14 protein-coding genes and 1 pseudogene are annotated in these 13,082 nt (G+C 50.9%); 2 read left to right on the forward strand and 13 right to left on the reverse strand.

What is annotated here, in order from left to right:
• Positions 1 to 27: 27 nt before the first annotated feature.
• Positions 28 to 516 carry a spore coat protein GerQ gene (gene gerQ / locus ADU22_RS04535; RefSeq protein ID WP_053361115.1) on the forward strand — a complete coding sequence of 163 codons (489 nt, stop codon included), beginning with the start codon at positions 28 to 30 and terminating at the stop codon, positions 514 to 516.
• Between the two features lie 59 nt (positions 517 to 575).
• Here the strand turns inward: gerQ and ADU22_RS04540 are convergent, their stop codons facing one another.
• The 3 genes from ADU22_RS04540 to ADU22_RS04550 all read right to left on the reverse strand — a co-directional run bounded on the left by ADU22_RS04540 (position 576) and on the right by ADU22_RS04550 (position 2,113).
• Entirely contained in the window at positions 576 to 947 is a 372-nt protein-coding gene (locus tag ADU22_RS04540; RefSeq protein WP_053361116.1) for a DUF423 domain-containing protein, read from the reverse strand.
• 35 nt (positions 948 to 982) lie between these two features.
• A complete protein-coding gene (locus ADU22_RS04545; RefSeq protein WP_053361117.1) occupies positions 983 to 1,312 on the reverse strand; it encodes a YwdI family protein in 330 nt (109 codons plus the stop codon).
• A 123-nt stretch (positions 1,313 to 1,435) separates the two neighbouring features.
• Positions 1,436 to 2,113 (reverse strand): uracil-DNA glycosylase, encoded by a 678-nt coding sequence (locus ADU22_RS04550; RefSeq protein ID WP_053364465.1) that lies wholly within the window; start codon positions 2,111 to 2,113, stop codon positions 1,436 to 1,438.
• A gap of 150 nt (positions 2,114 to 2,263) precedes the next feature.
• Here ADU22_RS04550 and ADU22_RS04555 point away from each other — a divergent pair, with 150 nt between their 5' ends.
• Entirely contained in the window at positions 2,264 to 2,593 is a 330-nt protein-coding gene (locus ADU22_RS04555; RefSeq protein WP_053361118.1) for a YflT domain-containing protein, read from the forward strand.
• Positions 2,594 to 2,638: 45 nt separating this feature from the next.
• Here the strand turns inward: ADU22_RS04555 and ADU22_RS04560 are convergent, their stop codons facing one another.
• From ADU22_RS04560 to fdnG, 10 genes and pseudogenes are all read right to left on the reverse strand, one after another.
• A complete protein-coding gene (locus tag ADU22_RS04560) occupies positions 2,639 to 3,658 on the reverse strand; it encodes a thiazole biosynthesis adenylyltransferase ThiF (protein WP_053361119.1) in 1,020 nt (339 codons plus the stop codon).
• A gap of 50 nt (positions 3,659 to 3,708) precedes the next feature.
• The gene (gene moaD, locus ADU22_RS04565) at positions 3,709 to 3,942 is read right to left on the reverse strand and encodes a molybdopterin converting factor subunit 1 (RefSeq protein ID WP_053361120.1); all 234 of its coding nucleotides are present in this window, start codon (positions 3,940 to 3,942) and stop codon (positions 3,709 to 3,711) included.
• Complete coding sequence (locus ADU22_RS04570) at positions 3,935 to 4,399, reverse strand: molybdenum cofactor biosynthesis protein MoaE (protein WP_053361121.1); 465 nt, start codon at positions 4,397 to 4,399, stop codon at positions 3,935 to 3,937. Before ADU22_RS04570 ends, moaD begins: the two co-directional genes overlap by 8 nt.
• 10 nt (positions 4,400 to 4,409) lie before the next feature.
• Complete coding sequence (locus tag ADU22_RS04575; RefSeq protein ID WP_053361122.1) at positions 4,410 to 6,341, reverse strand: molybdopterin biosynthesis protein; 1,932 nt, start codon at positions 6,339 to 6,341, stop codon at positions 4,410 to 4,412.
• A gap of 12 nt (positions 6,342 to 6,353) precedes the next feature.
• Positions 6,354 to 7,586: a molybdopterin molybdotransferase MoeA gene (locus ADU22_RS04580; protein WP_053361123.1), complete on the reverse strand. Its 1,233-nt coding sequence runs from the start codon at positions 7,584 to 7,586 to the stop codon at positions 6,354 to 6,356.
• Between the two features lie 28 nt (positions 7,587 to 7,614).
• Positions 7,615 to 8,214 (reverse strand): molybdenum cofactor guanylyltransferase, encoded by a 600-nt coding sequence (gene mobA / locus ADU22_RS04585; protein WP_053361124.1) that lies wholly within the window; start codon positions 8,212 to 8,214, stop codon positions 7,615 to 7,617.
• A gap of 26 nt (positions 8,215 to 8,240) precedes the next feature.
• Positions 8,241 to 9,050 (reverse strand): formate dehydrogenase accessory protein FdhE, encoded by an 810-nt coding sequence (locus ADU22_RS04590; RefSeq protein WP_053361125.1) that lies wholly within the window; start codon positions 9,048 to 9,050, stop codon positions 8,241 to 8,243.
• 108 nt (positions 9,051 to 9,158) lie between these two features.
• Positions 9,159 to 9,866: a formate dehydrogenase subunit gamma gene (locus ADU22_RS04595; RefSeq protein WP_053361126.1), complete on the reverse strand. Its 708-nt coding sequence runs from the start codon at positions 9,864 to 9,866 to the stop codon at positions 9,159 to 9,161.
• The gene (locus ADU22_RS04600) at positions 9,859 to 10,686 is read right to left on the reverse strand and encodes a 4Fe-4S dicluster domain-containing protein (protein ID WP_053361127.1); all 828 of its coding nucleotides are present in this window, start codon (positions 10,684 to 10,686) and stop codon (positions 9,859 to 9,861) included. The genes ADU22_RS04595 and ADU22_RS04600 overlap by 8 nt, the downstream gene beginning before the upstream one ends.
• Positions 10,686 to 13,082 (reverse strand): annotated as a pseudogene (fdnG, locus tag ADU22_RS04605) (formate dehydrogenase-N subunit alpha); the annotation flags it as partial. The gene ADU22_RS04600 and the pseudogene fdnG, both read right to left, overlap by 1 nt.

Raw genomic sequence — 13,082 nt, forward strand, 5'->3', positions numbered from 1 at the left:
ATACTTTTCATTCAGGAGGGAAAAAGAATGAGCCAATCAAACTTTCCATATTACAACTACCGGGCCTTTCCGCAAGGCTATACGCCCCAGCAGCAAGGGCAAATGGGACAAATGGGTCAGATGGGGTTCCCTGCGGGGCAGCAGCAAATGGCCCCCCAGCAGCTTCCAGGCTCCCAGCCCACCGCTCCAATGGGGATGTCGCCTGGTGCACCCGGTGTCCAGATGCCGGGCATGCTGCCGGCCGAAGCTTCCTATGTCGAAAACATTCTACGCTTGAACAGGGGAAAGCTTGCCACCGTTTATATGAGTTTTGAAGGAAGCACAGAATGGAACTCCAAGATTTTCAAAGGAATCATTGAAGCGGCCGGCCGCGACCACCTGATCCTCAGCGACCCGCAGACCGGCATGCGCTATCTGCTTCTGATGGTGTATCTCGACTATGTCACGTTTGAAGAAGAGCTGGACTATGATTATCCGTTCGGAGGCGGCGGCATGGCTGTTTACCCGCCTCGATAAGGGCGCGCACATTTATGGCATAAAAAAGGAGCTCCGCTGATTCGCGGAACTCTTTTTCGTTACAGGTATTTAACAGCTGCAATAATCAAAAGCACCCAGGCTGCCAGGAAGGCTACCCCGCCGAGCGGGGTAATCGCCCCAAGGATGCTGATTTTTGTAAGAGTAAGCACATAAAGGCTTCCCGAGAAAAGGATGATTCCTGCGAGCATCAGCCAGCCCGATGTACTCAGCAAAGCGGTGGCCGGCAGTTTGCCGACCAGCACGCCAATGATCAGGATGCCGACCGCATGGAACATTTGATAAGTCACCCCGGTTTTCCAGGTTTCAAGATACTTGGGCTCTACCTTCCCCTCGAGGCCATGAGCGCCAAAAGCGCCTAGGGCCACAGCAAGGAAGGCATTTACTGCGCCGATTATGATGAAAATTTTCATGTTCATTCTCCCCCAGTTTCATTCCTGTTTAAACTCTAAAAATCAAACAGTGACTCGCCATTCGCTTCGTTATCCATCTCCAGACGCTTTTGCTGATTAGGCATCGACTGGTATTGTGGCTGAGGCTGGGCTTGCGCAACAGGAATCTGCATGTTCTGCACCACCGCAGCAGGTGCCTCGGTCCGGACAGCAGCAGGCCGCTCCCGGCTCGGTTCATCGAGGACAAGCTCACACAATGTTTTCAGCGAATGGATCTTTTCACGCATTCCGGCGTCCGTTGCCGCGTTTCGTGCGCCCTTCAGCTCGTCCTCCATTTTTGCCAGCAGTTTTTCAAGCGATATATTCATTCCATCACCACGCTTCAATTGTACTTCCGTTCTCCATTTTACCTTAATGGAGCTGGAATTTCGAACCTGCCCGCCAAAATTCTCCGATAACAATCTAAAACCAACAACATCTTCTATGTTTCACGTGGAACATGTCGAAGATCAACCTTCTTCTATCTGCCAGTCAATCTCGTTTTCCCCCATATTCCGAAGATAATCATTAATCTTTGAGAATGGTTTGCTGCCAAAGAAGCCTCTGCTGGCTGACAACGGACTCGGGTGGGCTGATGAGATGATATAGTGCCTGTCTCTATCAATGAGCTTCATCTTGCTCTGCGCCGGACGGCCCCATAGCAGGAAAATAACGGGCGTTTCCCGTTCGTTCAGCAGGGAAATGACCCGGTCGGTCAGCTTCTCCCAGCCTTTTCCCTTATGCGAATGTGCCTCCCCCTCCCGGACTGTCAGGACGGTGTTCAGCAGCAATACCCCCTGGTCGGCCCATTTTTTCAAATAACCTATTTTTGGAATGTCACATCCCAAATCTTCATGAAGCTCTTTATAAATATTTCTTAAGGAAGGCGGAATTTTCACACCTGGCTGGACGGAAAAGCTCAATCCATGGGCTTGTCCCTCACCATGATAAGGGTCCTGTCCAAGCAGCACAACCTTTACCTCGTCATAATCGGTATATTTCAGGGCATTGAATATATTCTCCCTGGCTGGATAGATGGTCCTTTCCTCAAATTCCTTTTCCAGAAATCCTTCCAGATCGCGGAAATAAGGCTTGCTGAATTCATCCTGCAAAAGTTCGCCCCAAGTATTATCCGGTCTATTTTCCATCATGAAATCTTCCCCTTTGCCGCATTTTTTTCTCTTTACCCATAAAAGCACCCAGGTTTAACTTTGCTGTCAGCGGCTATATAAAAGTATAACAGGAACCAAGGTTGAAGGGTTCCTTTGATATAGATGAATTTCAAGGAGGTTTTTTAGATGGTAACAGTACATGTAGTCGAAAACGGTGTACAAGCAATGGACAAGATTCAGGCTCTGCAGACAGAAGGATTCGCAAAGGAAAACATTTATTTGTTTGCGCATGATGAAGACCGCGGCGAGCACTTGACCGAAGCAACGGATACAGGCGAAGTCGGCCTGAAGGAACAAGGCATCATGAATTCCGTCACTAATGTTTTCAAGTCTCGCGGAGACGAGCTTCGCTCCAAGTTTGAATCGCTTGGAATGAGCGCACAGGAAGCGGAACAGTACGAAGTCGAGCTGGATAAAGGCCGTCTCGTCCTTGTGGCTTCTGATGAAGTAAAATAATCCAAAACAGGTGTCCCTGAAAAGGGACACCTGTTTTTATGCTCATTACCCTAGCAAACGATTATAAATGCTCTTCGCCTGGGCCAAATCTTTTGTCCCATGGATGAGCGCCCGTCCGTCCTGGAAGAGGACAAAGCGGTTCTCGTCCATCTCGGCGGACAGCAGGTACGGATTTCCTTTCACCTCGTATCCGAGCGCCTTCAGCCTCTCAGCCATGTCGCTCAGATCCACTCCTTCTGAATGCGGCGGCCGGATCTGGACGGTATCCCTGCCGCAGAGGACGGTCGTTTTTGTCATGTTTTCAGCGCTCAGGTACGGATATTCCGGATGCTCGCCGCAGGACAGGCAGCCTGGATCCTTGGCCCGGCCCATTTTCATGCTTGTGTACTGGTTGCGCCACAAATCAAAGCTGACAAACGAGGCACGCACGGCCTCCCAGTCCTCAACAAGTATTTTCAAGGCTTCAGCCGTCTGGTGGGCAATTGCCATCTGGACAGCTGGGCCGATAATCCCGCCGGTGTCGCAGGTAAGCCCCTGGATCGGCACCGTCTTCAGCAGACAGTTCAGGCATGGCGTCACACCCGGAATCACCGTAAAGCTCATTCCGAAGCTTGCCACGCAGGCCCCGTAAATCCACGGAATCTTGTATTTTTGGGCGATATCATTGATCGCCATTCTTGTTTCAAAATTGTCGGTGGAGTCAAGGATCAGGTCGACTCCTTCCGCCAATTCAGCGAGTTTTTCAGGCGTAGCGTCGCCAATCAAAGCGACAATCTCCACATCGGAGTTGATGGCCCTTAGCCTTTTTTCAGCCGCAGCCGCTTTTGGCAGCTTATCGGCCACATCCTGCTCGGTGTAAAGCTGCTGGCGCTGCAGGTTGCTTGCTTCGACATAATCGCGGTCGATGATTGTCAGTTTGCCGACTCCCGCTCTTGTCATCACTTCGGCATTTCCCGAACCCAGGGCGCCGGCGCCGATGATGAGCACATGCTTGCTGGAGATTTTCTCCTGCCCTTCCTTGCCGATTGGAGGAAACAGCGTTTGGCGTGAATAACGAGTTGACATGGAAAAGTTCCTCCCTTAAAGTGGTTAAAATCAAGAAAAAGCAGGAGACATCAGCCTCCGCTTACTGGCGGGATAAAGGCAATGACGTCTCCTTCCTGAATAACCTCTTCATTTGGTGCAAATTCTTCATTGATCGCAGCCATGGCACTATCCAGCTTGCCCAGCTTGTATGTTTCAGCGACGATTTCCTTCAGCTCGGCCACCGTCTTTCCAACCGCCTCGATTTCCGCCGATTCCACTCCGGCTTCATCGCGCAAATGGGCGAAAAACAGAACCTTATTCATTCAAATCACCTGCCTCCGGCTTTCCGGTTGGATAGGCCACCCGCTCAAGCTGGTCGCCGATCCACTCCTGCCCGTCTTCCCAATGCTCTTTTTTCCAGATTGGCACAATTTCCTTGATGCGCTCGATCGCATAGCGATTGGCTTCATAGGCGTCCGCCCGATGGGGTGTCGATACGGCAATCACGACGGCGACATCACTGATATCGAGCTTGCCGACGCGGTGGGTGATCGCCACTTCCGCACCTTCCCAGCGTTCCTTGATTTCAGTGCCGATCTGCTCCAGCTTTTTGACCGCCATCGACTCATAGGCTTCATAAATCAGGTAAAGGGTTTTCTTGCCTTTAGTAAGCTCCCTTACCGTGCCGATAAAAGTCGTGATGGCCCCCGCTTCACGCTGGACCACTTTATCGATTACAGACTGGATATCAATGTTTTCTTTCGAAATTTCATAATTCATTCTGCTCACCTCATTTTTGCGCATCAAATAATAGGGGTTCGGCATTGCTGACGACCGAATAGCCGCCAATTTTATCCACTTCAGCCTTGAAGGAGTCCGACTGGATCACACCGATGAGCCAGCGCCCTTTTTCGCTCTCGAAGAAAGCCCTGGTCATCAGCAGGTCATAGGATTCGTCGCCAACCGGAACAAAATCCAGCCCCATCGCTTTGGCGGCCGGGTAGATTCCAAGCCCTGCTGCTTTTCCATTTCCCTTTACCTCGGCGGCTACACTCAAATGTGAAAACATTTCGCGGTCATAGCCGTTTATTTGTTCAGGCTTTATGCCTTGTTCTTTTAAAAGAAGATCGAACAGGATTCTTGTTCCCGCCCCTTTCTGGCGGTTGGCATACTCTACTTCCTTTTCGGCCAGGTCCGCGGCGGACTTGATGTCGAGAGGATTGCCCTTAGGCACCATCCAGCCCTGGGTCCTTTTTAAAAATGGATAGAGAACAACGTCTTGCCCGGAAAGAAGCTTTTTCACGTAAGAGATATTATATTCCCTTGTTTCCGGGTCAAGCAAATGAATGCCCGCTACATGGGCTTCCCCTTTCCTGACTGCCATGACACCAGCCATGCTTCCAACATGGGAAGAAACAATTTTCATGTCGCTGCGCTGGGCTTTCAGCTGCGATGACAGCAGGTCGATGGTCAGGTCATGGCTTCCCGAGAAGACAATGCTGTTCATGATGTCTTCGAGCGGCTTCAACAGCTCCACCTCTGCCATATCCCCCTGCTCATATCCAAGCTGCTCCGGCGGGACGACAAGTAATCCGTCCGCACGGACAAGCGACATTGTGACACCAGCCGCCCTTGTAAGCGGATTGGCCACAAATTGCCCGTTCACATAGCCGATATTCATTCTGACAAAGTCCTCTGCTCCCATGGTGGACACAATCCTGCGGCCAAGCTTGACGCTCAAGGCCTGCCTTTTCGGCACGGGGATTTGCAGGTACTGGCAGATCAGCGGCCTTACAAACCACTCAAGCGCCAGATAGGCGGATACCGGATACCCCGGCACACCCACGACAATTTTATTTGCGATTTGCCCAAGGATGACAGGCTTTCCCGGCCTGGTGGCCACGCCGTGCGTAAACACGGTGCCCAGCTCGTTCAGGATATGCACGGTATAGTCCTTGGAGCCCGCCGACGAGCCGGCGTTAATGACGATGATATCGGAAACTTCAGCGGCCTGCAAAAGAGCGGCTTTGATGTTTTCGGGCTCGTCCCTGACAATCCCGGTAAGAACGGGTTCTCCGCCCCACTCTTTTATATAATTCGCAAAAACGGTGCCATTGAATTCAATGATCTTCCCGTATGGAAGCGTATCGTCCGCCTGGACAAGCTCGTTTCCGGTCGGAATGATCGTGACCAGCGGCTTTTTCGCCGCTGGGACCTGGGTGACCTGGGCCGCCAGAAGCGCGCCAAGATCGGCAGGTCTGAGGACGTGTCCCTGCGGAAACAGCATCTCTTCCTGGACGATATCCTCGCCAATCGGGCGGATATGCTGCCATGGTGTTGCCGGCTCGATGATTTCGATTGTTTCCTCATCCAGTATCTGAACGTTCTCAATCATGATGACAGCATTGAAACCTTGCGGGATGGCGTTTCCTGTATCCACATAGACAAACTGGCTGCCGTTTTTCAAATGCAGCGGCCGCTGTTCATGGGCTTCATATGTATCCTCCGCATTGACCGCGACCCCGTCCATGGCTGAAGCATGATAATGCGGCATCGAAATGCTGGCAAAAACCGGGGAGGACGTGACCCGCCCAAGGGCGTCGACGGTCGGGATGATTTCAGTCTCCGGAGCCAGCCTGGCAGCTTCAAGGATTTCCTGCAATGCCTCTGCCCGCGGCTTGTCCTCCAGATAGATTTTGCGCTGGTATCTCTTTTCACCCATTTGTGCTCCCCCTTATTTCGATGCTATGACAGGCACATGCTCGCCCTGCAAGATTCCTTCTTTTTCCGATTGGATTTCGACAATGCCGTCGCTTTTTACAAGAGTAGTGATCAAACCCGATTTTCCAATGATCGGGTCTGCCCACCATTCTCCTTCTTTCTCAAACAAACGTACCCGGATGTAATCCGACCTTCCCGGTGCGGAAGGGATATTTTTCGTGATCCGCGCAAAAAGGCGCTCCGGCTTGTTGCCATGGCGCTCGCCTTGGCGCTGCTTGATGATCTTCTCCCCAAACAAGCGGAAAATGATCATCGCTGAAGCGGGGTGGCCCGGAAGCCCGATGACAGGCTTGCCATTCGCTACGGCCAGAATCGTCGGCTTTCCAGGCTTGATTGAAATGCCGTGGACAAAAACCCCCGGTTCGCCAAGCGACTGGATGACCTCTGTCGTATAATCCTTCGCCCCAACGGAGCTTCCGCCGGATAAAATCAAGATGTCAGCCTGATCATAAAGCTCGCGCGCCTTCGCGGCGAATATTTCGTAGTCATCCGCGGTAATGCCCCCGTATATGGTCTCTACGCCCCATTCCTTTGCAAGTCCGGCAACCGTCAAATAATTGATGTCGCGCACCTGACCCACTTTAAGGCTCTTTGTTTCATGTGGAACAATTTCATCCCCGGTCGACAGATAGGCCGCCTTGATCTTCCGGTAAACGTTTACTTTGCTGATGCCAAGTGAGGCCAGGGCGCCAATTTCCTGGGGACGCAGTTTTGTCCCTGCCTCAAGCAGCACTTCGCCTTCCCTGATATCTTCGCCGGCGCGGATTACATTTTCGCCAGGTGCCACTTGCCTGTAGGTGTTCAGCAGCCCGCCGATTTCCTCGCAGTGTTCAATCATCAGCACGCTGTCGCTGCCAGGAGGAATCATGCCGCCAGTCGGGACATAAATCGCTTCTCCCCTGGATAGCGGTGCTCCCGCTTCTTCTCCCATTTCCACTTCGCCAGCCACTGTCAAAAAGCCTGGCATCGATTCGGATGAACCATACGTATCCTTGGCAAAAACCGCATAGCCATCCACGGTCGAACGGTCAAAGCCTGGCACATTCTCAGCCGCGACAATAGGCTCGGCAAGGATGCAGTGAAGTGCTTCTTCGAGCGTGCGGGTCTCCACCTCCCTGATTTCCGGAATATGCTCCTGGATTAAGGCAAAGGTTTCCTCCACAGTTTTCACTTTAAAGAATTGCATTCCACTACACCCTTTCTGTCAGCACCGTTTATCTCTCAGTTTCTGCCCATTTCCTGGCATGTTCATATTCATTTGGATGGTTCATGTTAAAAAAAATCTTTTCCAGGCTGCCATCGGCATAGGCCTGGAGTTCGGTTTCCCCAAGATAGCGGACCTGCAGCTGATCCAGGAGATGGACCATGCGCAGGCGGCCGCTTTCCAGACACTCTTCCAGCTGAGGCAGGATCCGCTTCTGGTAGGAAGCAAAGAGTGGATGCTGCCTGCCGCCAATCACCGGGACGACCGCATCAAAATGCTTCAGGTTTTTGACAAGGCTGCCCGCGAGGTCCGCAGAAACAAATGGCATGTCACAGGCAACGACGATATTCTCTTCATAATGGGAAGCGGTTAGTCCCGCATGGACGCCCGCAAGCGGCCCCATTCCGGGATACGCATCACGCACCATTTTCATATTAAGAAATTCATAGGTTTCAGGATCATTGGTGACAAGCAAAAGATCGTCAAATAAAGATCCCAGCTCATCCCTGATTCTCTCAATATTCGTTTTATCATGGAAAGGAAGCAGGGCCTTGTTGGTCCCCATTCTGCTGGATTTCCCGCCAGATAGAATAATTGCCCCGGCTTTCATGCGCAGCACCTTCTTTTTTAAAAAGATTAGTTTTTGGTTTCCAGATTGCCAGGAGCTGCCTGGTACCCATTTTCCTGGGCAACAAAATCGAGATGAATACTTGTTAAATCAAGAATAGCAGAAGATGGCCTGGAAATGAATTGTCTTGTGTCAATTACTTTCGTATATCCCTTGCACTTTTCGCAGCAGAGGATCTGGGAGGAAGCTTCTCCTTCGACGGTGATGAACTGGATGGTCTTATGGTCATCATTGCCGCAGTGCGAGCACTGGATGCGTTTTTCAGGCCAATGCGCATGGCAGCGCGGGCAGTGGATCACTTTTTTACCTTCTCCTTCAAGCTGTGCAAGCCTGGCTGGCTCGCCGCATACCGGGCAGCCTGCTCCATGGACAGCCTTCACCACACCCTGGACCTTGTCCGCCGTCAGCTGCAAATAAGGGCGGAGCGCATTCTCAGCGAGGAATTGCGGAATCCACTCATCAATCCCATTTTCTTCAGCGAAGCTGGCAAAGTAAATGGAGTTTAATGAAAAAGCTTCGTCAATCCAGCGGATGGCCGCTTCCTCGTCGAGCAGGCTCCCCACCTTTTCCAGTTGTTCTTCAAGCTCTTGGTTCTGCTCCAAAATCAGCTTACTAAGTTCATCTATCCACTGTAAAAATAGTGAAATATCAAAATCAATAGCCGCCAGGGCAGCCGCCGGCACCCCTGCGCTCATCGCCGATTGGTCAAGATTTGGTTTTACAATATCCGGGTTGAGACTCTCTTTCCACTGTTCCTGAAGCTTGGCAATTTCCTTCTGCAGATTCTGGTATTCTTTTGAAACAACGGATTTTTTCATTGCTGCACCTCTTTCATTGGTTTTATGCTGATATCGATAAACTGGAATGGCTGCCTAGATAGACAGCCATCCTTGGTTAATATGATTTTCAAAGTGTAAAAGCGGGAGTTACGCCCCTTTTTTCTTATTCTTCGGATCATCAAGGTCCGGGAAGTTGCCTTTTTTGACTTCTTCTTCATACCATTCTGTATAGTGGCTCTTTGCCCATTTGGCCGGAACCTTTCCAGTGATGACACCTGTGAATCCCGGACGGGAATGCTTGTGGATGACGCTCAGGTAGATATGTCCGAGAACGACTGCGAAACCGAGGCCGAAGCCAACGTTGTGCAGGAAGTACGACCATTGTACAAGTGCACTTGGGAACAAATCAGGGAACCACATCGGGAAGCCTGATCCAATCAGCAGGATGGCACAAAAGATTTGCAGAATCGAGTTGATTTTTTCACCGGCATTGAAAAATGTCTGCCGGACATGCTTGAACTTGAAGCCGAACAGCTCTTTAACAAATTCGCTGAAAAACTGGAGATCCCTCTTTTTCCAGGTAACCAGTTCCTTCAGCCACATGAAGAAGCCTTTGTGGTCGAAAATCAGCCAGATGAACGTTGGCAGGATGAACGTTACCGCAAGGATCCGGTGGATCAGGCGGGCATTTTCCGGCCCGCCGAACACCACATACAGCCAGTTGAACCAATCCGTGTACATCGGCAGCGCCGTGATATACAAACCGATAAATGCGATCGCGTTGATGCCATGCGCCCAGACAAATGCTTTCGAAAAACGTTTGACCTGCACTTCAGAACTTTGCTGCTTACTCATGGTGGTCACCTCCATCCTCTTCTTCCTTGCCTTTCTTATCGAAGAACTTATTGGCGACAAAGGCACCGACAAGCGCCATCGTTACGCCCCCGACCATTGCTTTTCCAATTGGCTGCGCATAGTCTTTCCAAAGGACAGCCGATGTTGGGACTTTTGGATTCTCAGGCATGCCGTATACAGACGGCTTTTCGGCAAGGACGTAGATGGTATGGGTGCCGCCCACTCCAGCCGGGTTGTAAACCATTGCATTAGGATAGCGTTCCTTGATTTCGCTGACACGCTTTTCCGCTTTTTTCATCATTTCTTCCTTTTCGCCGAACTGCATCGCACCTGGATGGCAGGTTGTTACACAGGCTGGCTGCAGTCCTTCTTCAAGGCGGTCGGTACACATCGTGCACTTATTCGCCTTACGGTATTCCTTGCCGTTCTTGTCCTTGTATTCCTTCAGGGAAATCACATCGAACGGGCAGTTCTGCTCGCAATAGCCGCAGCCGACACATTTGTCATGGTCGATGACGACGCTTCCGAAGTCGGTATAGCTGATCGCGCTCTCCGGGCAGACCTTTTCACACGCTGCATCCACACAGTGGTAGCAGGAAGAATGGCGGAACAGGTAGTCCAGGCCGCCCTTCGAGTTTTCATGCTCAACAAACGTCAGGACGTTCCAAGTATCGGCGGAGACATTCGCATGCGACTGCATCGTCCCCAGGAAATCCTGGGGTTCAGCAGGCAGGTCGTTCCAGTTCTTACAGGCGACCATACAGGCACGGCAGCCGTCGCATTTGGTGACATCGACTAATTTTACATATTCAGTGGCCATTAGTTCGCCCTCCTAACGTTGCAGAGGAATGCCTTGTATTCCGGAATGGTCGTATTGGCATCCCCGATATGAGGAGTCAGACGGTTTGCTGTATCCCCTGTTGCAAATCCTTTATAGCCAAAGTGCCATGGCATTCCGATATGATGGACTTTTTGGCCCTGGATCGTAAACGGCTTAAAGCGCTTGGTCACCATCGCATAGGCCTCGATATCGCCGCGGGCTGAGCTGACCACCACTTTATCTTTATTTTTTATGCCTTTTTCTTTTGCCAGCTCTTCGCTGATTTCAATATACATATGGCCAACCAGCTCGGACAGCCATTCCTGGTTCCGCGTCATCGAGCCTGACTGCCAGTGCTCGCTTACACGATAAGTCGTGGCCACGATTGGGAAATCCTTATAGCTTCCCTTAAGGTTGAAATCACCTTCATGTATCTCAACCGTCGGGTTTAGTTCCTGGCTCGAGAAAGCATTTGCCACAGGACTCTCAAATGGTTCATAATGCTCAGGGAAAGGCCCCTCATTTAAAGCTCCAAACAAGCCGCCGACCCCGTCTTTAAGCATGATGAACGGTTTATTTCCTCCTGGGTCAGAAGGAGCTTTCGCTGGTACGAAATCAGGCACGTCATAGCCAACCCACTTCGCTTCCGCTTTATCCCACCAAATCACCTTTTTATCCTCGCTCCAAGGCTTTCCATTCAAGTCGGCAGAAGCCCGGTTGTATAGGATGCGGCGGTTGGCCGGCCAGGCAAAGGACCAATTCAGGAAGTTGCCGCCGCCAGTGTCCTTGTTGTCGCGGTTCTTCGCACGATTCTTTCCTTCTTCAGGATAGAAGCCTGAATAGATCCAGTTCCCTGATGAAGTGGTACCATCATCCAGCAGAGCTCCAAAGCCTGGAAGAAGCTTTCCGGTTTTTAAGTCATAGCCATTAATCTCTTTGCAGACCAGCTCAATGTCCGGATGGCTGCCATCGCCATAATTCCATGTCATGGCATTGAAAGCCTTCGCTGCAGCTGTTCCTTGTCCTTTATACATGCTTCTGAGTTCTAGCATCAAACGGTGGATGATTTCCAGGTCGGCCAGCGATTCTCCCTTAGGCTCAATTGCCTTCCAGCGGTATTGCATCCAGCGGGAGGAGTTGGAGACACTTCCCTCTTTTTCATAGGATGATGCTGCCGGCAGAAGGAAGACTTCTGTTCCAATGGCGGATGGGTTGCTACCAGCTTCTTTTTGCCAGAATGAAGCAGATTCCGTTTCCCAAAGATCGGCGGCTACCAGCCACTTCAGCTTTCCAAGGGCTTCCTTTTCTTTGCCGGCATTCGGTCCGCCGACTACCGGGTTTGTTCCAAACAGGAACGCTCCTTCGAGGTCGCCGTTATACATCGCTTTAAAGAGGTTAATATGAGAATAGTTTTTATTGCCTTTTGGCAAATAATCATAGCAGAAATCATTTGCTTTTGTAGCATTGTCCCCATACCAGGCTTTCAGCATGCTGACAAGAAACTTCGGCTTATTGCTCCAGTAGCCTGCTGCCGGTGTTTCATTTTCGTTATAGTCTTTCAAAGTTGCATGCTGCGGCTTTGCAGTCGGCATTCCCACGTAGCCGGGCAGAAGGTGATATAAAAGTGCAAAGTCGGTTGATCCCTGTACGTTCGATTCGCCGCGCATTGCGTTAATGCCGCCTCCCGGGAGGCCAATGTTGCCGAGCAGGAGCTGGATGATTCCGAAAGCACGGACGTTTTGCGAACCAACTGTATGCTGGGTGGTACCCATTGCATACATGATCGTACCCGATTTGCCAACCTGTCCGGTTGAGCAGAATGTTTCACAAACCTTCAAGTAATCCTCTTTCGGGGTCCCGGTGACAGCAGTAACTGTTTCCACGTCATAGCGTGAATAATGCTGTTTCATCACCTGGAACACGCAGCGGGGATGCTGCAGGGTTTTATCTTCTTTTGGCGTGCCATCTTCATTGGTTTCGAATGCCCATGTTGACCGGTCGTACTTTCTGGCCGCTTCATCATAGCCGCTGAACAGCCCATCATTAAACTTATACTCTTCTTTTAAGATAAAAGAGGCATTTGTATAGTTAACCACATAATCCTTGTGATAGAGTCCGTTATCAATTGCGTACTTGATCATCCCGCCCATAAAAGCAATATCTGTTCCTGAGCGAAGTGGTGCGTATATATCCGCCTTGGAAGAGGTTCTCGTAAAGCGAGGGTCGACCGAAACAATTTTTGCCCCTCTCTCTACTGCTTTCGTCAGCCATCTAAATGAGATAGGATGGTTTTCGGCAGGATTTCCTCCCATGATCAAAGCAACATCCGTGTTTTGGAGATCGCTCCAATGGTTTGTCATTGCGCCACGCCCTACTGTAGGTGCCAGACCGGCAAC

The organism is Bacillus sp. FJAT-27251 (assembly GCF_001273925.1).
Lineage (GTDB): Bacteria > Bacillota > Bacilli > Bacillales > Cytobacillaceae > Mesobacillus_B.

What these genes read in the sequence shown, in the direction of transcription:
- moaD (WP_053361120.1), bottom strand. Translation starts at nt 3,942, where the DNA reads ATGAATAAGGTTCTGTTTTTCGCCCATTTGCGCGATGAAGCCGGAGTG.
- ADU22_RS04595 (WP_053361126.1), bottom strand. Translation starts at nt 9,866, where the DNA reads ATGAGTAAGCAGCAAAGTTCTGAAGTGCAGGTCAAACGTTTTTCGAAA.
- ADU22_RS04560 (WP_053361119.1), bottom strand. Translation starts at nt 3,658, where the DNA reads ATGTCAACTCGTTATTCACGCCAAACGCTGTTTCCTCCAATCGGCAAG.
- ADU22_RS04575 (WP_053361122.1), bottom strand. Translation starts at nt 6,341, where the DNA reads ATGGGTGAAAAGAGATACCAGCGCAAAATCTATCTGGAGGACAAGCCG.
- ADU22_RS04550 (WP_053364465.1), bottom strand. Translation starts at nt 2,113, where the DNA reads ATGGAAAATAGACCGGATAATACTTGGGGCGAACTTTTGCAGGATGAA.
- ADU22_RS04600 (WP_053361127.1), bottom strand. Translation starts at nt 10,686, where the DNA reads ATGGCCACTGAATATGTAAAATTAGTCGATGTCACCAAATGCGACGGC.
- ADU22_RS04540 (WP_053361116.1), bottom strand. Translation starts at nt 947, where the DNA reads ATGAAAATTTTCATCATAATCGGCGCAGTAAATGCCTTCCTTGCTGTG.
- ADU22_RS04570 (WP_053361121.1), bottom strand. Translation starts at nt 4,399, where the DNA reads ATGAATTATGAAATTTCGAAAGAAAACATTGATATCCAGTCTGTAATC.
- mobA (WP_053361124.1), bottom strand. Translation starts at nt 8,214, where the DNA reads ATGAAAGCCGGGGCAATTATTCTATCTGGCGGGAAATCCAGCAGAATG.
- ADU22_RS04590 (WP_053361125.1), bottom strand. Translation starts at nt 9,050, where the DNA reads ATGAAAAAATCCGTTGTTTCAAAAGAATACCAGAATCTGCAGAAGGAA.
- ADU22_RS04555 (WP_053361118.1), top strand. Translation starts at nt 2,264, where the DNA reads ATGGTAACAGTACATGTAGTCGAAAACGGTGTACAAGCAATGGACAAG.
- gerQ (WP_053361115.1), top strand. Translation starts at nt 28, where the DNA reads ATGAGCCAATCAAACTTTCCATATTACAACTACCGGGCCTTTCCGCAA.
- ADU22_RS04580 (WP_053361123.1), bottom strand. Translation starts at nt 7,586, where the DNA reads ATGCAATTCTTTAAAGTGAAAACTGTGGAGGAAACCTTTGCCTTAATC.